Here is an 18,519-nt window from a genome sequence, read left to right on the forward strand (position 1 = left end):
TTGTGATACCGTTCACGAAACCCGGCGACAGAGCCGAAGGGCCGTAGTGCGACTGTCCTTGGGCCGCAGGTTCCGCCTCAGGCCGGGTCTACGCTCGTCCATGACGACACACCCCACATCTTTTGCCGGAGCGCCGCCATGCAGTCGAATGACGCCCGACTACTCCTTCACGCCGTTGTGCCCACCCTCGCCATCGGCGCTGTCGCCGTTGCCGTGAGCGGAGCGGTCGCAGGTGTGACGGGAGCGCTCGGCGCCGTCATCGGCACCGTGCTGGTGCTGCTCGTGATGGGGGCCGGCCTCGTCGTCCTGCAAAAGACCGCGAAGAACCACCCGCAGCTGTTCCAGATGATGGGCCTGCTGCTGTACACCGTGCAGATCCTGTTCGTGGCGGTCTTCCTGATCGCGTTCAAGGACACCACGTTCTTCGATACCAAGGCTTTTGCGTTCACCTTGCTCGGCGCCACCCTCGTGTGGATCGCGGCACAGACCCGCGGTCATATGAAGGCGAAGATTCTGTACGTGGAACCCGACTCCGCCGGGACGAAGAAGGCGGAGACGGCGGGGTCGCCGACGTGACACGTAGGGCCGAGATAAATGCCCTCTTGCGGGCCTGCTATCGTCCGGTTCCAACTGCGGCACAGTTGGCGCAGGCGGCTGAGCTCCCGGGTTCCACTCGATGGAACGGGCAGTTCTCGCGGCCGATGCCTGTGATGTGGCCGGGCCCAGCGCCCGCCAGCCGCCCCCAAATCCGTAAGACCAGTCCAGTGCCGCTCCGTGGCTCAACGCCGCGCCGACACAACGAGGTTGCCGTACCCATGCGCCACGCTGAAGGAGCTCGCGGTGAGTGCTGAAACGATGCTCGCCTTCGAGACCGACTGCCACATCTTTTCCGGGTGCGGCTTCCCAGCTCCCGGGCTTCATTCGTTCGTCTTCCAGCCGCTGTTCACCATCAACGGCTTCGAGTTCAACAAGGTCATGCTGCTGGCACTGCTCAGCACTGTCGTGGTCGTGTGGTTCTTCTGGGCGGCGTTCGGTAAGGCCAAGGTGGTCCCGGGCAAGCTGCAGATGATCGGCGAAGCGGGCTACGACTTCGTCCGCCGCGGGATCGTCTATGACGCCCTCGGGAAAAAGGAGGGCGAGAAGTACGTCCCCTTCATGGTCTCGCTGTTCTTCTTCGTCTGGATCATGAACCTCTGGTCGATCATTCCGATCGCCCAGTTCCCGGTGACGTCGATCATCGCCTTCCCCGCCGGTCTCGCCGCGATCGTCTACATCACGTGGGTGACCCTGACCTTCAAGAGGCACGGCTTCGTCGGCGCGCTGAAGAACTTCAGCGGCTACGACAAGTCGCTCGGTGCGGTCCTGCCGATGCTGATCGTCATCGAGCTCCTCTCGAACCTGATCATCCGGCCCTTCACTCACGCGGTCCGGCTCTTCGCGAACATGTTCGCCGGTCACCTCCTGCTGCTGATGTTCACGATCGCCACCTGGTACCTGCTGAACGGCTTCGGCGTGGTCTACGCCGGCGCCTCGTTCATCATGACCATCCTGCTGACCGCGTTCGAGCTGTTCATCCAGGCCGTGCAGGCGTACGTCTTCGTGCTCCTGACCGCGAACTACCTCCAGGGCGCGCTCGCCGAGCACCACTGAGCCCCCGCTTTCCCAGCCCCTATAGACGCCCGGTGGCCAACCCCCACCGGTCCGTGAAAGAGAAGGAAGTAACGGCATGTCCGCTGCTCTCGAGAGTGTCAACCTCGCCGCCGGCGTCACCGGCAACCTCGGCTCGATCGGTTACGGCCTCGCCGCGATCGGCCCCGGCGTCGGCGTCGGCATCATCTTCGGTAACGGCACCCAGGCCCTGGCCCGCCAGCCCGAGGCTGCCGGCCTGATCCGCACCAACCAGATCATGGGTTTCGCCTTCTGTGAGGCGCTCGCCCTGATCGGCATCGTCATGGGCTTCCTCTTCAAGGCCTGACGGACTGCTGCAATCACCGACAGACGGAAGGCACTGATGTGAACGCCCTGGTGAACATGGCGGCGGAGGTTCCTGAGAACCCCCTGATCCCGCCGATTCCAGAGCTGGTCATCGGCCTGGTCGCTTTCTTCATCGTCTTCGGCTTCCTGGCCAAGAAGCTTCTCCCGAACATCAACAAGGTTCTGGAAGAGCGCCGGTCGCTCATCGAAGGCCGCATTGACGAAGCCGAGGCGACTCAGGCCGAGGCCCAGCAGGTGCTCGCGGACTACCGGGCACAGCTCGCCGACGCCCGCCACGAGGCCGCGCGTCTGCGCCAGGAGGCGCAGGAGCAGGGCGCGACGCTCATCGCTGAGATGCGCGCCGAGGGCCAGCGGCAGCGTGAGGAGATCATCGCTGCCGGTCACGCCCAGATCGAGGCGGACCGGAAGCAGGCCGCGCAGGCACTGCGCCAGGACGTGGGCAAGCTCGCCGTCGACCTGGCCGGCAAGCTCGTCGGGGAGTCCCTCGAGGACCACGCCCGGCAGAGCCGGACCATCGACCGCTTCCTCGACGACGTCGAGGCCAAGGCGGCGTCGGACGCGACGAAGGCTGAGGCCGGACGATGAACGGAGCGAGCCGCGAGGCACTCGCCTCCGCACGTGAGCAGTTCAACGCGCTGGCGGACAACACCTCCGTCGACGCCGCGAAGCTCGCCGAGGAGCTGGCTGCCGTCACCGCTCTGCTCGACCGCGAGGTGTCGCTGCGTCGGGTCCTGACCGACCCGGCGCAGGCCGCCGAGGCGCGCGCCGAACTGGCCGGACGACTGCTGGGCGGCCAGGTGGGCGGCCCGACCGCCGATCTGGTGTCCGGCATGGTCCGCGCCCGCTGGTCGCGCTCGCGTGACCTGACGGACGCGCTCGAGGAGCTCGCCTACAGCGCCGACCTGGTCGCCGCGCAGCGGGCCGGCCAGCTCGACGACGTCGAGGACGAGCTCTTCCGGTTCGGCCGGATCGTCAGCTCCAACAGCGAGCTGCGCGGTGCGCTGACCGACCGGAACGCGACGGTCGCGGCCAAGACGGAGCTGCTCAATGCGCTGCTGGGCGGCCGGGCCAACCCGGTCACCGAGCGCATCGTGATCCGTCTTGTCGTACAGCCGCGGGGCCGTAGCCTGGAAGCGGGGCTCGACGCCCTCTCCAAGCTGGCGGCGAGCCGCCGGGACCGGATGGTCGCGGTGGTCACCTCCGCGGTGCCCCTCAGTGAAGGGCAGCGGCAGCGCCTGGGCGCTTCCCTGGCGCAGCTGTACGGACGGCAGGTCCACCTGAACCTCGACGTGGACCCCGAGGTCCTCGGCGGAGTCCAGGTCCGGATCGGCGACGAGGTCATCAACGGGACCATCGCGGAGCGCCTCGACGAGGCGGGCCGGCGGATGGCCGGCTGACCCAGCCACCAACTCAAGAGCTGCACAACCGGCGGCCAGGCGCCGGACCAGCCGGCCGGACCACGAGGTCCGGCTGCGGTCCGGAAGAAGCCCCGGGGACCAGCACAAGCATGACGGCGGCCCGAGTTGGGCCGTAAGCGGAAACCCCCTGGGGGACAGCCCCCCAGACACCCGCAAGTAACTTCGGGCCCAACAAGGAGAGCAGGGAACCCAGATGGCGGAGCTCACGATCCGGCCGGAGGAGATCCGGGACGCGCTGGAGAACTTCGTCCAGGCGTACAAGCCGGACGCGGCCTCGCGCGAGGAGGTCGGCACGGTAAGCGAGGCCGGAGACGGCATCGCGAAGGTCGAGGGCCTTCCCTCGGCAATGGCGAACGAGCTGCTGAAGTTCGAGGACGGCACGCTCGGTCTTGCGCTGAACCTGGAAGAGCGCGAGATCGGTGCGGTGGTCCTCGGTGAGTTCAGCGGCATCGAGGAGGGCCAGCCGGTGCAGCGCACCGGTGAGGTGCTCTCGGTCGCCGTGGGCGAGGGCTACCTCGGCCGCGTCGTCGACCCGCTGGGCAACCCGATCGACGGCCTCGGCGAGATCGAGTCCGAGGGCCGCCGCGCCCTGGAGCTTCAGGCCCCGGGCGTCATGGTCCGTAAGTCGGTCCACGAGCCCATGGAGACCGGCTACAAGGCCGTCGACTCCATGGTGCCGATCGGCCGTGGCCAGCGTCAGCTGATCATTGGTGACCGCCAGACCGGCAAGACCGCCCTGGCCGTCGACACGATCATCAACCAGCGCGACAACTGGCGCTCGGGCGACCCGAAGAAGCAGGTCCGCTGCATCTACGTCGCCATCGGCCAGAAGGGCTCCACCATCGCGTCCGTGCGCGGTGCGCTGGAGGAGGCCGGCGCCCTGGAGTACACCACCATCGTCGCCGCCCCGGCGTCCGACCCGGCGGGCTTCAAGTACCTCGCGCCCTACACCGGCTCGGCCATCGGCCAGCACTGGATGTACCAGGGCAAGCACGTCCTGATCATCTTCGACGACCTTTCGAAGCAGGCCGACGCCTACCGCGCCGTGTCCCTGCTGCTGCGCCGTCCGCCGGGCCGTGAGGCCTACCCGGGCGACGTCTTCTACCTGCACTCGCGTCTGCTGGAGCGCTGCGCCAAGCTCTCCGACGAGATGGGCGCCGGCTCGATGACCGGCCTCCCGATCGTCGAGACCAAGGCGAACGACGTGTCGGCGTTCATTCCGACCAACGTCATCTCCATCACCGACGGCCAGTGCTTCCTGGAGTCGGACCTCTTCAACGCCAACCAGCGTCCGGCGCTGAACGTGGGTATCTCCGTCTCCCGAGTCGGTGGCTCCGCCCAGCACAAGGCCATGCGCCAGGTTTCCGGCCGGCTCCGCGTGGACCTCGCCCAGTACCGCGAGCTGGAGGCGTTCGCCGCCTTCGGTTCCGACCTGGACGCGGCCTCCAAGCAGCAGCTGGAGCGCGGTAAGCGGATGACCGAGCTGCTCAAGCAGTCTCAGTACAACCCCTACCCGACCGAGGACCAGGTCATCTCCATCTGGGCCGGCACCAACGGCAAGATGGACGACGTGCCGGTGGCGGACATCCGCCGCTTCGAGCGGGAGCTCCTGGACCACCTGCACCGGGAGAAGAAGGACCTGCTGACCAGCATCCGCGAGGGCGCCAAGATGTCCGACGACACCATCGGCGCGATCGCCGAGGCCGTCGACGGCTTCAAGCGGCAGTTCGAAACCTCGGACGGCAAGCTGCTCGGCGAGGACGCCCCGGCCGGCACCAGCAAGTGACGACGGAAGGGACCTGATCCATGGGAGCCAAGCTCCGGGTCTACAAGCGTCGCATCCGCTCCGTCACCGCGACCAAGAAGATCACCAAGGCGATGGAGATGATCGCCGCCTCGCGCGTCGTCAAGGCGCAGCGCCAGGTGGCGGCGTCGACGCCGTACGCGAGTGAACTGACCCGCGCGGTGACAGCGGTTGCCACGGGCTCGAACACCCAGCACCCGCTGACGACGGAGGCGGAGCAGCCCTCGCGGGCCGCGCTGCTGCTCATCACGAGCGACCGTGGTCTGGCCGGCGGCTACTCCTCCAACGTCCTCAAGGCCGGCGAGCAGCTCACCGAGCGGCTCAAGGCCGAGGGCAAGGAGGTCGACGCCTACATCGTCGGGCGCAAGGGTGTGTCGTACTACAGCTTCCGCGAGCGCAAGGTCGTGGAGTCGTGGACCGGTTTCACCGACAGCCCGACGTACGCGGACGCCAAGGCGATCGCCGCGCCGCTGATCGAGGCCGTTCAGCGGGACACGGCCGAGGGCGGCGTGGACGAACTCCACATCGTCTACACCGAGTTCATCTCGATGATGACGCAGACGGCGCTCGACGACCGGCTGCTGCCGCTCAGCCTCGACAAGGCGGCGGCGGAGTCGGAGGAGTCGGCCAAGGGCGAGATCCTTCCGCTCTTCGACTTCGAGCCGTCGGCCGAGGACGTCCTCGACGCCCTGCTTCCGCGCTATGTCGAGTCGCGGATCTACAACGCCCTTCTGCAGGCCGCCGCCTCCAAGCACGCCGCCACGCGTCGTGCGATGAAGTCGGCGACCGACAACGCAGAAGAGCTCATCAAGTCGCTCTCGCGGCTTGCCAACGCGGCCCGACAGGCCGAAATCACCCAGGAAATCAGCGAGATCGTCGGTGGCGCCAGTGCTCTGGCCGACGCGACCGCGGGGAGTGACTGACCACTATGACCACCACTGTTGAAACGGCCACGGCTACGGGCCGCGTCGCGCGGGTCATCGGCCCGGTCGTCGACGTGGAGTTCCCCGTCGACGCGATGCCGGACATCTACAACGCGCTGACCGTCGAGGTCGCCGACCCGGCCGAGGAGGGCAAGCTCAAGACGCTGACCCTCGAGGTCGCCCAGCACCTGGGCGAGGGCCTGGTCCGTGCCATCTCCATGCAGCCCACCGACGGTCTGGTCCGCCAGGCCGCGGTGACCAACACCGGCACCGGGATCACCGTCCCCGTCGGTGACATCACCAAGGGCAAGGTGTTCAACACCCTCGGTGAGATCCTCAACAAGCCGGAGGCGGCTTCCGAGGTCACCGAGCGCTGGGCCATCCACCGCAAGGCTCCGACCTTCGACCAGCTCGAGTCCAAGACCGAGATGTTCGAGACCGGCGTCAAGGTCATCGACCTGCTCACCCCGTACGTCAAGGGTGGAAAGATCGGTCTGTTCGGTGGTGCCGGTGTCGGCAAGACCGTTCTGATCCAGGAAATGATCTACCGCGTGGCCAACAACCACGACGGTGTGTCGGTGTTCGCCGGTGTCGGCGAGCGCACCCGTGAGGGCAACGACCTCATCGAGGAAATGACGGACTCCGGCGTCATCGACAAGACCGCGCTGGTCTTCGGTCAGATGGACGAGCCCCCGGGCACCCGTCTCCGCGTCGCCCTGGCCGGTCTGACCATGGCGGAGTACTTCCGCGATGTGCAGAAGCAGGACGTGCTCTTCTTCATCGACAACATCTTCCGGTACACCCAGGCGGGTTCCGAGGTGTCGACCCTGCTCGGCCGGATGCCCTCCGCGGTGGGTTACCAGCCGAACCTGGCCGACGAGATGGGTCTCCTCCAGGAGCGCATCACCTCGACCCGTGGTCACTCGATCACCTCCATGCAGGCGATCTACGTCCCCGCGGACGACCTGACCGACCCGGCGCCGGCCACCACCTTCGCCCACCTGGACGCCACGACCGTTCTGTCGCGTCCGATCTCGGAGAAGGGCATCTACCCGGCGGTCGACCCGCTGGACTCGACGTCCCGGATCCTGGACCCCCGCTACATCACGCAGGAGCACTACGACTGCGCGTCGCGGGTCAAGACGATCCTTCAGAAGTACAAGGATCTCCAGGACATCATCGCGATTCTGGGTATCGACGAGCTCGGCGAGGAGGACAAGCTCACCGTCCACCGCGCCCGTCGTATCGAGCGGTTCCTGTCGCAGAACACCCACGTGGCGAAGCAGTTCACCGGTGTCGACGGCTCGGACGTCTCGCTGGACGAGTCGATCACCGCGTTCAACGCGATCGCGGACGGCGACTACGACCACTTCCCCGAGCAGGCGTTCTTCATGTGCGGTGGCATCGAGGACCTGAAGGCCAATGCCAAGGAGCTGGGCGTCTCCTGACCCCGGCACCGGTCCCGGGGGCGGCCCTGGCCGCCCCCGGCCCGTACGACCACTAGTATTTGACCCAACATCTGCCGAGCCAGGCAGGTGGAGACCCGAGGAGCCATCGTGGCTGAGCTGCACGTCGAGTTGGTCGCCGCGGACCGTCAGGTCTGGTCCGGCGAGGCCAGCCTGGTCGTCGCGCGCACCTCGTCGGGCGACATCGGCGTCATGCCCGGACACCAGCCGCTGCTCGGCGTGCTGCAGTCGGGCCCGGTGACGATTCGTACGACCGGCGAGAGCGGGGACGGCACCGTCGTCGCCGCCGTGCACGGCGGCTTCATCTCCTTCGCCGACAACAAGCTGTCTCTGCTCGCGGAGATCGCGGAACTGTCGGACGAGATCGATGTCCAGCGCGCGGAGCGGGCCCTGGAGCGAGCGAAGTCGGACGCTGACGCGGCCGCCGAGCGTCGCGCCGATGTCCGGCTGCGTGCGGTGACGGGCGTTCACTGAGCCCCGCCACCGAAGAGATCGATCCTCAGCCGCGGGCTGCCCGGAGACCTCCGGAGCGGCCCGCGGCTGAGGCAATGCAGGTGCGTTTCCCTCCCTCGCGCCCTCACGGCGCGGGGGGACACCCTTCGAGGCGAGGAGGTCGGTCGAGATGTTCCTCGCTCTGCTTGTGAGCGGCATCGTCGTAGTGCTGGTGCTGCTGGGGCTGTTCGTCTTCGGACTGCGGCGACGGCTCATCCAGCGCTCCGGTGGCACCTTCGATTGCAGCCTGCGCTGGAACGTCCCGGAGAACGAGACCGGCGGCAAGGGCTGGATCTACGGCGTGGCGCGTTACAACGGAGACCGGATCGAGTGGTTCCGGGTGTTCTCGTACGCGCCCCGGCCCCGCCACCTCCTGGAGCGCTCCGCCATCGAGGTCCTGGAGCGCCGTACCCCCCAGGGCGAGGAGGAGCTGGCGCTGCTCTCCGACTCCCTCGTACTGGCCTGCCGGCACCGTGGCACCCGCCTGGAACTGGCGATGAGCGAGGACGCGCTCACCGGCTTCCTCGCCTGGCTGGAGGCGGCACCGCCCGGGCAGAGGGTGAACGTGGCTTGATCCGGCGAGCCACGGGAATACCCGCGCGCCCGTCACGTTGTGGCCCCGAAGGGGGGCGTGTGCCCCCTACGGAAAGTGTTCGACCGACCCTTACGGCCCGTGCGCCCGTTGGGGTTCCGCCCACCCGCTAGGGCCCGTCCACTCCCAACTCCTGCGCCAGTACGGCCGCTTGCACCCGGCTGCGCAGATCCAGCTTCGCCAGCAGCCGGCTGACATGCGTCTTCACGGTGGCCTCCGCCATCGCCAGCCGTAGCGCGATATCGGCGTTCGACAGCCCCCGGCCCAGACAGCCCAGCACCTCCAGCTCGCGCGGGGTCAGCGCGTCCAGGACCGCCCGGTCCGGCGCGGCACCTTCACGCGCCGGCCGTCCCGCCGTCCGCGGGTGCGCGAACTCCGCGATCAGCCGCCGGGTCACCGCCGGGGCGATCAGCCCCTCGCCGGCCGCCACGGTGCGCACCGCGGTCAGCAGCGCGGCCGCGTCGCTGTCCTTGAGCAGAAAGCCCGCGGCCCCCGCCCGCAGCGCCCCGAAGACATACTCGTCCAGGTCGAATGTGGTCAGCACGAGCACATCCGCCAGCCGCTCGGAGACCACCTGCCGGGTGGCGGAGACCCCGTCGAGGCGGGGCATCTGGATGTCCATGAGGACGAGGGCGGGGCGCAGCTCGCGGGCGAGCCGTACCGCCTCGACGCCGTCCTCCGCCTCGCCGACGACCTCGATGTCGGGGGCGGAACGCAGGATGAGGACCAGTCCGGCCCGTACGGAGGACTGGTCCTCGGCGACGAGAACCCGGATCGGCGGTGTGTCGGCGCCTGTCATCGTCGTGTTTCCTCCCCCACGTCGGGCCACGCCGCCCCCGTGAGCCCGGTCGTACGGCGTCTTTCGGCGAGACCTTGGATGCTGTGCTCCCGGGTCGCCGAGGGGCGGTCACCCACCATCCAACACGGCGCCGGGGCCCGCTGCCGCCCGTCCGGGTCATCCCCGTACGGAGCGCGCTACATCGAAAGTTGCAGGCCCGGATCATCGCGTGCGACGAGGTGGCGGCCGGGGGCCGTTGGGAGGCTGGAGGCGTTCGGTGGAGGTTCGGAAAGGAGACAGCCGTGATCGTCGTGCTGATCGTGGCCTGCGAGGTCGGCTTCTGGGTACTGCTGGCGCTGGGTCTGGCGCTGCGCTACCTGGCACGGATGCCGCGCACCGGAGCGGCGGTGCTGCTGATGGAGCCGCTGCTGGAGCTGGTCCTGCTGATCGTCACGGCGATCGACCTGAAGAACGGCGCGCCGGCGGACTGGAAGCACGGACTGGCCGCTGTCTATATCGGCTTCACGGTCGCCTACGGCCACTACACGATCAAGTGGGTCGACGGACACGTCGCGCACCGTTTCGCGGGCGGGCCGCGGCCGGTCAAGCGTTATGGACTGGCCCGCGCCAAGCACGAGGGGAAGCTGTGGGTGCGCACGGTGGTGATGGCGGCGGTCGCCGCGGCGCTGCTCCAGCTCGCGACCTGGTACGTCGGTGACGGCGGCGACACCCGGTCGCTGCACGAGTGGCAGCTCACCACCCTGCGGATCGTCGCCGTCCACGGGGTGATCGCGCTGACCTACTTCATCTGGCCGAAGAAGGACCCGGGCCGGACCACGGCCGACGAGGAAGCGGCCCGGCCGCCGCAGAAGACGCTGAGCTAGGGGGTCTCTCCCCGGCGGGCCGGGGGCTTCGGCGGACCGGGAACGAGCCCCGGTCAGCGCTCCCCGCCCGGTACCCACAGCACGTCCCCGACCTCCTTGTTGGCCGTACGGGCCAGGATGAACAGGAGGTCGGAGAGGCGGTTGAGGTAGGTGGCGGTGAGCGGGTTCATCGTCTCGCCGTGTTCCTCGAAGGCCGCCCAGGTGGCGCGCTCGGCGCGGCGGACGACCGTGCACGCCTGGTGCAGCAGCGCGGCGCCGGCCGTGCCGCCGGGGAGGATGAAGCTGCGCAGCTTCTCCAGCTCCGCCAGGAAGCGGTCGCAGTCGGCCTCCAGCTTGTCGATATAGCTCTGCTCGACGCGCAGCGGCGGGAACTCCGGGTTCTCCACCACCGGCGTCGACAGGTCCGCGCCGACATCGAACAGGTCGTTCTGCACCCGCAGCAGCACCGCGGCGACGTCCTCGGGGAGCGAGCCGAGCGCCAGCGCCACGCCGATCGCCGCATTGGCCTCATTGGCGTCCGCGTACGCCGCGATCCGCGAATCGGTCTTGGCGGTACGGCTCATGTCGCCGAGGGCCGTGGTGCCCTTGTCGCCGGTGCGGGTGTAGATGCGCGTCAGATTCACCATATGGGCGAGCCTACGCCGCGGACCTGCGGAAGGCCCGGGTGCCGTAGGTCACGGACAGCGCGGTGAACGCGATCGCCATCAGCACTCCGTAGAGCAGGGCCGGGGAAGTGTAGGCGCCGACGAAGGCCGCGCGCACCGCGTCCACGAGATAGCGGAGCGGCATGAAGCGCGAGAGCACATCGAGCCACGTGGGCCCCAGGGCCATCGGCAGCATCAGCCCGGACAGCAGCATCGAGGGCATGGTGACGGAGTTGATGACCGGCCCGAACTCCTGTGGGGTGGTCACCTTCAGCGCCAGCGCGTACGACAGCGAGGCCAGCGCCACGGTCAGCACGGCGACGAAGACGAAGCCGATGAGGATGCCGGGCAGGGGTGCGCGCAGCCCCATGGCCAGCGCGGCCAGCACCAGCAGCACCGCCTGGAAGACGAACAGCAGGGCGTCCCGCAGCACCCGCCCCAGCAGCAGCGCCAGCCGGCTCACCGGGGTCACCCGCATCCGCTCCACGACCCCGTACTGCTTCTCGACGATGATGCCGAAACCGCAGAACGAGGCCCCGAACAGGGCGAGTTGGAGCAGGAGTCCGGGCACCAGCACCTGCCAGGAGCTACCGGACGAGGACAGCGGCAGATCGGTCAGCAGCGGACCGAAGAAGAGCAGATACAGCAGCGGCATCAGCACACCGAAGAGCATCTGGAGCCTGGAGCGCAGCGTCTGGCGGGCGTACCGCCCGAAGATCAGCGCGGTATCGGAGAGCAGGGTGGACAAGGGGAGCTCCTAGACGGCGACGGGGGTCTGGTCGTGGGGCGTGGCCCCGCGCCCGGTGATGGCGAGGAAGGTGTCCTGGAGGGAGGCGTCGGGGGAGCCGGCATGGGCGCGTTTGAGGGCCTCCGGGGTGCCCTCCGCGACCACCACGCCCTTGTCGACGATCACCAGCCGGTCGGCCAGTGCATCGGCCTCGTCGAGGTAGTGCGTGGTCAGGAAGACGGTGGTGCCGTGCTCGGCGCGGATCCGGCGGACCAGCTCCCACAGATCGGCGCGGCTGCCCGGATCGAGTCCGGTGGTGGGCTCGTCGAGGAACAGCACCTGGGGGCGGTGGGTGAGGCCCATCGCGATGTCCAGCCGGCGCCGCTGACCGCCGGAGAGGGTGGCGGTCTTGCGGTCGAGCAGCCCCTCCAGGCCCAGGTCGGCGGCCAACTCCTCGGTACGGGCCAGGGCTTCGGCCTTGCCGAGGCGGTAGAGACGGGCCTGGGTGACCAGCTCCTCCCGTACCGAGACGTGGGGGTCGACGCCGCCGGACTGGGCGACGTAGCCGGCGGCGCGCCGGACGCCCGCCGGGTCGCGGACGAGGTCGCAGCCGGCGACGGTCGCGGTGCCGCCGGTGGGCGCGAGCAGGGTTGTGAGCATCCGCAGGGTGGTGGTCTTGCCGGCGCCGTTGGGGCCGAGGAAGCCGAGGATCTCGCCGCGCTCGGCGGTGAGATCGATACCGCGTACGGCCTCGACGGCGCCGCGTTTGGTGGTGAAGGTCCGGGCGAGTCCGGACGCGCTGAGGACTGGCATGTCCTCAGAAAAACAGAGCTACTGAAAAATTGCAACGCCCCCAAAAATGCAACCTGCCCAGCGAGGGGTAGGGTGTGGGCATGGCAGAGGGGCTCAGGGAGCGGAAGAAGCGGCAGACCCGCCAGTACATCTCGGACGTGGCCACCGGCCTCTTCCTGGCGCGCGGCTTCGACGCGGTGACCATCGCGGAGATCGCCGAGGCCGCCGATGTCTCCGTCAACACCGTCTACAACTACTTCCCGGCCAAGGAGGACCTCTTCCTCGACCGGAGCAAGGGCCTCGTGGACCGGCTCTGCCGCTTCGTGCGGGGCCGGGCGCCGGGGGAGTCCGCGGCCGCCGCCGTGCTGCGCGAACTGCGGGAAGAGGTCGAGGCGGTCTCACCGCGGGTCGGGCTGATCGAGGGGTACGACCAGTTCATGCGGGTGGTGCACGAGGCGCCCACCCTCAAGGCGCGGCTCTGGTACCTCCAGCAGGAGATCCACACCAACCTGGAGGAAACCCTCCGGGAGGAGACCGGAGCCCCGGCCGGCGATCCGCTGCCGGGCCTGATGGCGGGCCAGATCGGCTGGGTGCACCAGAGTCTGATGGGGTGGATCGCGCAGGAGATGCTCGCCGGCCGCAAGCCCGCTGAGGTCTCCCGGGAGGCCCTGGTCCTGCTCGACGAGATGGAGGACCTCTTGGGTGAAAAGGTCCTCAACTACGCCGTACGGGCGGTCGGCTGACGGCGGAGTGTCCGGTTCGTGCCCCGCGGGAGCGGCCCGGGGGTGTGATGTCCGTCATCTGAGACGTGACGCGCATCTCTTACCCTCCAAAGGATCGCTCACGACCGCTAACGTCACCCAGGACCGTCAAATGCACAGGGTGTGAGGGGACAGCAGTGGCAAAGAAGCTCGCCGTCATCGGCGCCGGACTCATGGGATCCGGTATCGCGCAGGTCTCCGCCCAGGCGGGCTGGGACGTGGTCCTCCGCGATGTGACGGACGAGGCGCTGGCCCGGGGCAAGGGTGGCATCGAGGCCTCGTACGAGAAGTTCGTCGCCAAGGGCAAGCTGGCGGCGTCCGACGCCGAGCAGGCGCTGGCCCGCATCACCACCTCGACCGACCTGGAGGCCGCCGCCGACGCGGACATCGTCGTCGAGGCCGTCTTCGAGCGGATCGAGATCAAGCGGGAGATCTTCCAGGCGCTGGACAAGCTGGTCAAGGACGAGGCGGTGCTGGCCTCCAACACCTCCGCCATCCCGATCACCAAGATCGCCGCGGCCACCACCCGCCCCGAGCGGGTCGTCGGTGCGCACTTCTTCTCGCCGGTGCCGATGATGCAGCTGTGCGAGCTGGTCCGCGGTTACAAGACCAGTGACGAAACCCTCGCCACCGTGCGGCAGTTCGCCGAGTCGGTCGGCAAGACCTGTGTCGTCGTCAACCGCGATGTGGCCGGCTTTGTCACCACCCGCCTGATCTCGGCGCTGGTCGTCGAGGCGGCCAAGCTCTACGAATCCGGCGTGGCCAGCGCCGAGGACATCGACACCGCCTGCAAGTTGGGCTTCGGCCATGCGATGGGACCGCTGGCCACCGCCGACCTGACGGGCATCGACATCCTGCTGCACGCCACCGACAACATCTACACCGAGTCCCAGGACGAGAAGTTCGCCCCGCCGGAGATCATGCGTCGGATGGTCGATGCGGGCGATATCGGTCGCAAGAGTGGGCAGGGCTTCTACGAGCACTGATGCCGCGTCAGGCCCATCGGCCTGATGGCGTCACCCCGTGGGGTGAATTCGGTATCGGTTCGCTTACAGGCGGCAACTTCGCCGCGCGAGAGGCAGTCAGATCTGTAGACGTCCAGGCTTCATCACCCATGACATCGGGGAGCGCATATGCACATCAGGGGCGACCACGCCGAGCTGGTCGTCGGGGGCCGCCTTGACGTCCGCAGCGCGGCGGACGCCCGTACGGCCCTGCACGCCGCCGTTGACTCCGGTCGGGGCGATCTCGTGCTGGACCTGACCGAGCTGGATTCCTGGGACGCCACCGGCCTCGGCGTGATCATGGGCGCGCACCGTCGCGCCGGCCGGGTCAACCGCAGGCTGGTGCTGCGCGGTGTGCCGCCCCAGATGCAGCGCCTGCTGGTCGCCACCAGGCTGCACCGCATCCTCGCGATCGAGGGCGGCATCGAAGCGGAATCGGTTCCCCGGGTGTGACGCAAGGGCGGTGCGCCGCCCGACGGCCGCACGGACGCCCGGGGAGCGATCGGGCTCGTAAGGCAAAGAGTCCGAAGGATGCGGAACTGTGCGACGGAAATGTCGTAAAGAGCGCGATAGCGCGCAATCCCGGAAGTTCCGGTCAGGACCCGCCCCCGGCGGTGCACCGGGCCGCCGTCCAGGTCTAAGGTTCGGTTCCCGCCCGTATGTCATCATCCGCGGCGGGCACCGGACCGGCCGCGACGACTGAGGACGAGCTGCCGGCGCCGGGGGAGTGCGGACAGCCGGAAGCGCGGTCGGCACGCCGCTCCGCCTCCTGGACCGAGGACGCTGGGCGGAGGCGGAGGCGGAGCGGAACGAAGCATCTGGGAGCTTGCAGCATGGACCCGAACACTCACCGGGGACCTGAGGAGTACGGCGAGCAGGGCGGCCCTGCCATGCCGCCGGCCCCCGCGTTCGGCGGCGCGCAGAGCGGCTCCGCCGAACGCGCCCGCGTCGTCCGGCTCGTCTCGGGCCCCTACCTCGTCACCGTCAACCCCGTCGACGGCAGCGAGATAGAGCCCTGCCCGCCCGGTGAGCGCCCCGCGGCCCCCGGCCGACTCGACCCGGAGGAACGCGCCGCGGCCGCCCTCGCCGCCGCGCCCCCGCTGCCGCCGGGCCCGCCCGGGACCGCCGGGCCCGAGACCGCCCTGGAAGAGCGCACCGAGGACACCGAACGCCTGGTCCGGCTGCTCTCCCGCGGCCGCTCCGTCCGCGTCACCGGTCCCTCGGGCTCCGGCCGCACCCGGCTGCTGGACGCCGTCGCCACCGCCTGCGCCGACCTCGCCCCCGACGGCGTCATCCGGCTCTCCGGCTACCACCGCACCTCCACCGACCTGCTGTACGCGCTGTTCGCCGCCGTTTACCGGGCCCCGCAGCACCGCCCCGACCGGCCCGAGATGCTGCGCATGGTCGCCGAGATCGGCGCGATCGTCGTCCTGGACGACCTGGAATTCGGTGGCGCCGCGCTCGACGAGCTGCTCGACGCCACCCCCGAGTGCGCCTTCCTGATCGCCGCCACTCCCGACGTCGCTGCCCCCAGCGCCGGCTCGCACCTCGAAGAGGTCTTCCTCGGCGGCATCGGCCGCGGCGGCTGCGGCCGGCTGCTGGAGCGTGCCGTGGACCGGCCGCTCACCGACGACGAGGAGGCCTGGGCCGCCGACCTCTGGTTCGAGTCCGAGGGCCTGCCGCTGCGGTTCGTCCAGGCCGCGGCCCTGCTGCGGCAGCACGACCGGGCGCAGGCCGGACCGGGCGCCCTCGACGACGGCTACGGCCTCTTCCCCGAGGACGGCACCGACGAGCCGGCCGCCGAGCCCGCGGAGAGCCCGGAGGTGACCCTGCCGTCGCTCGGCGAGGCCGCCGCACCCGCCCCGCTGCTCGCCTCGCGGCTGACCGAGGCCGCCCGGGAGACCCTGCGCTTCGCCGTCGCGCTCGGCGGCGAGCTGCCGCACCAGGCGCATCTGCCGGCCCTCACCCAGGACACCCACGCCGACGCCGCCCTCGGCGAGCTGCTGGCCTGCGGTCTGATCACCCCGGTCGCCGGCCACTACCGGCTCGCCGCCACCGTCCAGGACCAGCTGACCGCGGCCGGCTACGCGGACGGCGCCGCCGCCCGGGCGCACACCGTCGCCCAGCACTACGCCTGGTGGGCCGGGCACCCCTCGGTGAGCCCCGAGCGGGCCGCCGCCGAGTCCGATGTGGCGCTGGCCGCGATGGGCGTCCTGACCGGCAGCCGGGAGAGCGGGCACGCCAGCGCGGCCGTGCTGCTGGCCCGTACGGCCGCTCCGGCGTTCGCCGCGGCGCTGCACTGGAGTGCTTGGGAGCGCACCCTGCGGCACGGCCAGGAGGCCGCCCGGCTCGCCGGTGAGGTCGCCGAGGAGGCGTACTTCCACCACGAGCTGGGCGTGCTGGCCCTGTGCACCGGCAGCCTCGACCGGGCGCGCGCCGAGCTGGAGGCGTCCATCGGGCTGCGTGGGGTGCTCTCCGACCGCAATGGCGCGGTGGCCGGCCGGCGCGCCCTGGCGCTGGTCACCGACCGTACGCGGGCCGACTCCGCGGCGGCGGCCACCACGGCCCTGCCGACGGCCGCCGGGGCCTCCGCACCGCGGCCGGGCACCTCGAAGGCCGCCGCCACACCGTTCGACACGGCATCGACCGCGAAGCTGAACAAGCCGCGTGCCGAGCGGGCCGCGGCGACGCTCGTGGCCCGGAGTTCCGCGACGACCACCGGGACCACCACCGGCGTCCCGGCCGCGACCGGCAGCGGCGAGGGCGCCGGCAAGGGCGTCCGGCGGGTGTTCGGCGGGGCGCGGCGCAATGTGGTCGCCGCGGGCGCCGGTGCCCTGCTGGCGGCCGTCCTCGGCACCGTCATCACCATCGGGGCGACGGGCGGCGACGACCCGCACAGCGACAAGGTCAACACGGAACAGACCACGGACGACGGCGAGAGCACCGACCTGCCGGCCGAGCAGCCCGCCACGGACACCGGTCAGCCGCCCACCGGCCCCGGCACGTCCCGGCCCGGCACGGCCGGCCAGGCGGACCGCCCGTCGCCCTCGGCCAGTGGCCCCTCCGCCAGCGGCTCGCCCAGCGACCCCGCCACCGGATCGCCGGACCCGACGGCCGACCCGACGCGGCCGACCGAGCGGCCCACCACACCCACCGGCCGGCCGACCCGCCCCACGCACCCGCCGACGGACGAGCCGACCGACCCGACGCCGACGGACGAGCCGACCGAGCCCTCGCCGTCGGATACGACGCCCACCGAGAAGCCGACGGAAAAGCCGACCTCCGAGAGCCCCTCGCAGTCCGCGTCCGGCCCCTCGGCGAGCGGTACGTCCGGCGGCACCCCGTCGGACGGCACCACCACCTCCTCCGGCACGGCGAGCGCCCCGGCGGCCTGACGGCCCGCAGGAATCGACGCGGCACGGAACAGCGCAACGGCCCGGTCAACTGCCGGGCCGTTGCGCTGTGTGCCGCTCTCATGGAGGCGGCGGGGTCAGAACAGGCGGAGCTTGTCGTCCTCGATGCCGCGCAGGGCGTCGTAGTCCAGCACCACGCAGCCGATACCACGGTCGGTGGCCAGCACCCGCGCCTGCGGCTTGATCTCCTGAGCTGCGAAGATGCCCTTCACCGGCGCCAAGTGCGGGTCGCGGTTGAGGAGTTCGAGGTAGCGGGTGAGCTGCTCGACACCGTCGATCTCACCCCGTCGCTTGATCTCGACGGCGACGGTCTGGTTGTCGGCGTCCCGGCACAAGATATCCACCGGACCAATGGCAGTGGGGTATTCACGCCGAATCAGGGAGTATCCCTCACCAAGGGTTTCGATCCGGTCCGCGAGGAGCTCCTGGAGGTGGGCCTCCACACCGTCCTTGATGAGTCCCGGGTCGACACCGAGCTCGTGCGAGGAGTCGTGCATGACCTCCTCAAGGGTGATGATGAGCTTCTCGCCGCCCTTGTTCTCCACCGTCCACACCTCACCGTCGCCCTCCTTGAGAGTGCAGGGCGGCGACATCCAGTTGAGGGGTTTGTAGGCCCGGTCGTCCGCGTGAATGGAGACGGAGCCGTCCGCCTTCACCAGGATGAGGCGAGGGGCGGAAGGAAGATGGGCGGTGAGCCGGCCCGCGTAGTCCACGGAGCAGCGGGCGATGACGAGACGCATGGGGCGTCACGCTACTCGACCAGGGGCCACCTACGCGATTCGCCCTGGATCACGGTGCCTTTACGGGGGAAATCCCCGCACCCCCG

At 69.8% G+C, this 18,519-nt stretch carries 20 protein-coding genes; 15 read left to right on the forward strand and 5 right to left on the reverse strand.

The annotated features are described in order from the left end of the window. Window positions 1-138: 138 nt before the first annotated feature. The 10 genes from TU31_RS03700 (at window position 139) to TU31_RS03745 (ending at window position 8,672) form a co-directional block, all read left to right on the forward strand. Complete coding sequence (locus TU31_RS03700) at window positions 139-576, forward strand: Cg1360 family ATP-synthase-associated protein (protein WP_042148745.1); 438 nt, start codon at window positions 139-141, stop codon at window positions 574-576. Window positions 577-855: 279 nt separating this feature from the next. Next, the gene (atpB, locus tag TU31_RS03705; RefSeq protein WP_042148749.1) at window positions 856-1,650 is read left to right on the forward strand and encodes a F0F1 ATP synthase subunit A; all 795 of its coding nucleotides are present in this window, start codon (window positions 856-858) and stop codon (window positions 1,648-1,650) included. Window positions 1,651-1,726: 76 nt separating this feature from the next. Then, window positions 1,727-1,975 carry an ATP synthase F0 subunit C gene (atpE, locus tag TU31_RS03710; protein WP_042148752.1) on the forward strand — a complete coding sequence of 83 codons (249 nt, stop codon included), beginning with the start codon at window positions 1,727-1,729 and terminating at the stop codon, window positions 1,973-1,975. Between the two features lie 38 nt (window positions 1,976-2,013). Further along, on the forward strand, window positions 2,014-2,580 hold the full coding sequence (locus tag TU31_RS03715) for a F0F1 ATP synthase subunit B (protein WP_042148755.1): 567 nt from the start codon (window positions 2,014-2,016) through the stop codon (window positions 2,578-2,580). Continuing rightward, entirely contained in the window at window positions 2,577-3,392 is an 816-nt protein-coding gene (locus TU31_RS03720; RefSeq protein WP_042148757.1) for a F0F1 ATP synthase subunit delta, read from the forward strand. Before TU31_RS03715 ends, TU31_RS03720 begins: the two co-directional genes overlap by 4 nt. A gap of 214 nt (window positions 3,393-3,606) precedes the next feature. Then, on the forward strand, window positions 3,607-5,199 hold the full coding sequence (atpA, locus tag TU31_RS03725; protein ID WP_042148761.1) for a F0F1 ATP synthase subunit alpha: 1,593 nt from the start codon (window positions 3,607-3,609) through the stop codon (window positions 5,197-5,199). A gap of 20 nt (window positions 5,200-5,219) precedes the next feature. Then, complete coding sequence (locus TU31_RS03730) at window positions 5,220-6,140, forward strand: F0F1 ATP synthase subunit gamma (protein WP_042148764.1); 921 nt, start codon at window positions 5,220-5,222, stop codon at window positions 6,138-6,140. A gap of 5 nt (window positions 6,141-6,145) precedes the next feature. Beyond that, a complete protein-coding gene (atpD, locus tag TU31_RS03735; RefSeq protein WP_042148768.1) occupies window positions 6,146-7,588 on the forward strand; it encodes a F0F1 ATP synthase subunit beta in 1,443 nt (480 codons plus the stop codon). Window positions 7,589-7,696: 108 nt separating this feature from the next. Then, the gene (locus TU31_RS03740) at window positions 7,697-8,080 is read left to right on the forward strand and encodes a F0F1 ATP synthase subunit epsilon (protein WP_018087383.1); all 384 of its coding nucleotides are present in this window, start codon (window positions 7,697-7,699) and stop codon (window positions 8,078-8,080) included. A gap of 148 nt (window positions 8,081-8,228) precedes the next feature. Next, complete coding sequence (locus TU31_RS03745) at window positions 8,229-8,672, forward strand: DUF2550 domain-containing protein (protein WP_042148772.1); 444 nt, start codon at window positions 8,229-8,231, stop codon at window positions 8,670-8,672. 127 nt (window positions 8,673-8,799) lie between these two features. On the opposite strand, the gene TU31_RS03750 is transcribed toward TU31_RS03745, so the two are convergent. Then, the gene (locus tag TU31_RS03750) at window positions 8,800-9,489 is read right to left on the reverse strand and encodes a response regulator (RefSeq protein WP_042148776.1); all 690 of its coding nucleotides are present in this window, start codon (window positions 9,487-9,489) and stop codon (window positions 8,800-8,802) included. 281 nt (window positions 9,490-9,770) lie between these two features. On the opposite strand from TU31_RS03750, the gene TU31_RS03755 reads away from it, so the two are divergent. Continuing rightward, window positions 9,771-10,352: a hypothetical protein gene (locus TU31_RS03755; protein ID WP_042148778.1), complete on the forward strand. Its 582-nt coding sequence runs from the start codon at window positions 9,771-9,773 to the stop codon at window positions 10,350-10,352. A 53-nt stretch (window positions 10,353-10,405) separates the two neighbouring features. On the opposite strand, the gene TU31_RS03760 is transcribed toward TU31_RS03755, so the two are convergent. The 3 genes from TU31_RS03760 to TU31_RS03770 are packed head-to-tail and all read right to left on the reverse strand — an operon-like array spanning window position 10,406 to window position 12,536. Next, window positions 10,406-10,978 (reverse strand): cob(I)yrinic acid a,c-diamide adenosyltransferase, encoded by a 573-nt coding sequence (locus TU31_RS03760; RefSeq protein WP_042148781.1) that lies wholly within the window; start codon window positions 10,976-10,978, stop codon window positions 10,406-10,408. A 10-nt stretch (window positions 10,979-10,988) separates the two neighbouring features. Continuing rightward, entirely contained in the window at window positions 10,989-11,744 is a 756-nt protein-coding gene (locus TU31_RS03765) for an ABC transporter permease (protein ID WP_181018523.1), read from the reverse strand. A 9-nt stretch (window positions 11,745-11,753) separates the two neighbouring features. Next, the gene (locus TU31_RS03770; protein WP_042148785.1) at window positions 11,754-12,536 is read right to left on the reverse strand and encodes an ABC transporter ATP-binding protein; all 783 of its coding nucleotides are present in this window, start codon (window positions 12,534-12,536) and stop codon (window positions 11,754-11,756) included. Between the two features lie 80 nt (window positions 12,537-12,616). On the opposite strand from TU31_RS03770, the gene TU31_RS03775 reads away from it, so the two are divergent. The 4 genes from TU31_RS03775 to TU31_RS03790 all read left to right on the forward strand — a co-directional run bounded on the left by TU31_RS03775 (window position 12,617) and on the right by TU31_RS03790 (window position 17,675). Continuing rightward, window positions 12,617-13,258 carry a TetR/AcrR family transcriptional regulator gene (locus TU31_RS03775; RefSeq protein ID WP_042148787.1) on the forward strand — a complete coding sequence of 214 codons (642 nt, stop codon included), beginning with the start codon at window positions 12,617-12,619 and terminating at the stop codon, window positions 13,256-13,258. A gap of 155 nt (window positions 13,259-13,413) precedes the next feature. Next, window positions 13,414-14,262 carry a 3-hydroxyacyl-CoA dehydrogenase family protein gene (locus TU31_RS03780; protein WP_042148790.1) on the forward strand — a complete coding sequence of 283 codons (849 nt, stop codon included), beginning with the start codon at window positions 13,414-13,416 and terminating at the stop codon, window positions 14,260-14,262. Between the two features lie 147 nt (window positions 14,263-14,409). Beyond that, window positions 14,410-14,733, forward strand: coding sequence for an STAS domain-containing protein (locus TU31_RS03785; RefSeq protein ID WP_042148793.1), 324 nt, complete (start codon window positions 14,410-14,412; stop codon window positions 14,731-14,733). Between the two features lie 380 nt (window positions 14,734-15,113). Next, window positions 15,114-17,675: an ATP-binding protein gene (locus TU31_RS03790; protein WP_042148797.1), complete on the forward strand. Its 2,562-nt coding sequence runs from the start codon at window positions 15,114-15,116 to the stop codon at window positions 17,673-17,675. 95 nt (window positions 17,676-17,770) lie between these two features. Here TU31_RS03790 and nucS read toward each other — a convergent pair whose 3' ends face one another. Next, window positions 17,771-18,433: an endonuclease NucS gene (gene nucS / locus TU31_RS03795; RefSeq protein WP_042148800.1), complete on the reverse strand. Its 663-nt coding sequence runs from the start codon at window positions 18,431-18,433 to the stop codon at window positions 17,771-17,773. Between the last annotated feature and the right edge of the window lie 86 nt (window positions 18,434-18,519).

The organism is Streptomyces lydicamycinicus, assembly GCF_000829715.2.
In the GTDB taxonomy this organism is placed as follows: Bacteria; Actinomycetota; Actinomycetes; order Streptomycetales; family Streptomycetaceae; genus Streptomyces; species Streptomyces lydicamycinicus.

Bases quoted from the DNA above. Each gene is read 5' to 3' on its own strand.
- TU31_RS03700 (WP_042148745.1), top strand. From the start codon at position 139: ATGCAGTCGAATGACGCCCGACTACTCCTTCACGCCGTTGTGCCCACC.
- atpB (WP_042148749.1), top strand. From the start codon at position 856: ATGCTCGCCTTCGAGACCGACTGCCACATCTTTTCCGGGTGCGGCTTC.
- atpE (WP_042148752.1), top strand. From the start codon at position 1,727: ATGTCCGCTGCTCTCGAGAGTGTCAACCTCGCCGCCGGCGTCACCGGC.
- TU31_RS03720 (WP_042148757.1), top strand. From the start codon at position 2,577: ATGAACGGAGCGAGCCGCGAGGCACTCGCCTCCGCACGTGAGCAGTTC.
- atpA (WP_042148761.1), top strand. From the start codon at position 3,607: ATGGCGGAGCTCACGATCCGGCCGGAGGAGATCCGGGACGCGCTGGAG.
- TU31_RS03730 (WP_042148764.1), top strand. From the start codon at position 5,220: ATGGGAGCCAAGCTCCGGGTCTACAAGCGTCGCATCCGCTCCGTCACC.
- atpD (WP_042148768.1), top strand. From the start codon at position 6,146: ATGACCACCACTGTTGAAACGGCCACGGCTACGGGCCGCGTCGCGCGG.
- TU31_RS03745 (WP_042148772.1), top strand. From the start codon at position 8,229: ATGTTCCTCGCTCTGCTTGTGAGCGGCATCGTCGTAGTGCTGGTGCTG.
- TU31_RS03750 (WP_042148776.1), bottom strand. From the start codon at position 9,489: ATGACAGGCGCCGACACACCGCCGATCCGGGTTCTCGTCGCCGAGGAC.
- TU31_RS03760 (WP_042148781.1), bottom strand. From the start codon at position 10,978: ATGGTGAATCTGACGCGCATCTACACCCGCACCGGCGACAAGGGCACC.
- TU31_RS03770 (WP_042148785.1), bottom strand. From the start codon at position 12,536: ATGCCAGTCCTCAGCGCGTCCGGACTCGCCCGGACCTTCACCACCAAA.
- TU31_RS03775 (WP_042148787.1), top strand. From the start codon at position 12,617: ATGGCAGAGGGGCTCAGGGAGCGGAAGAAGCGGCAGACCCGCCAGTAC.
- TU31_RS03785 (WP_042148793.1), top strand. From the start codon at position 14,410: ATGCACATCAGGGGCGACCACGCCGAGCTGGTCGTCGGGGGCCGCCTT.
- TU31_RS03790 (WP_042148797.1), top strand. From the start codon at position 15,114: ATGGACCCGAACACTCACCGGGGACCTGAGGAGTACGGCGAGCAGGGC.
- nucS (WP_042148800.1), bottom strand. From the start codon at position 18,433: ATGCGTCTCGTCATCGCCCGCTGCTCCGTGGACTACGCGGGCCGGCTC.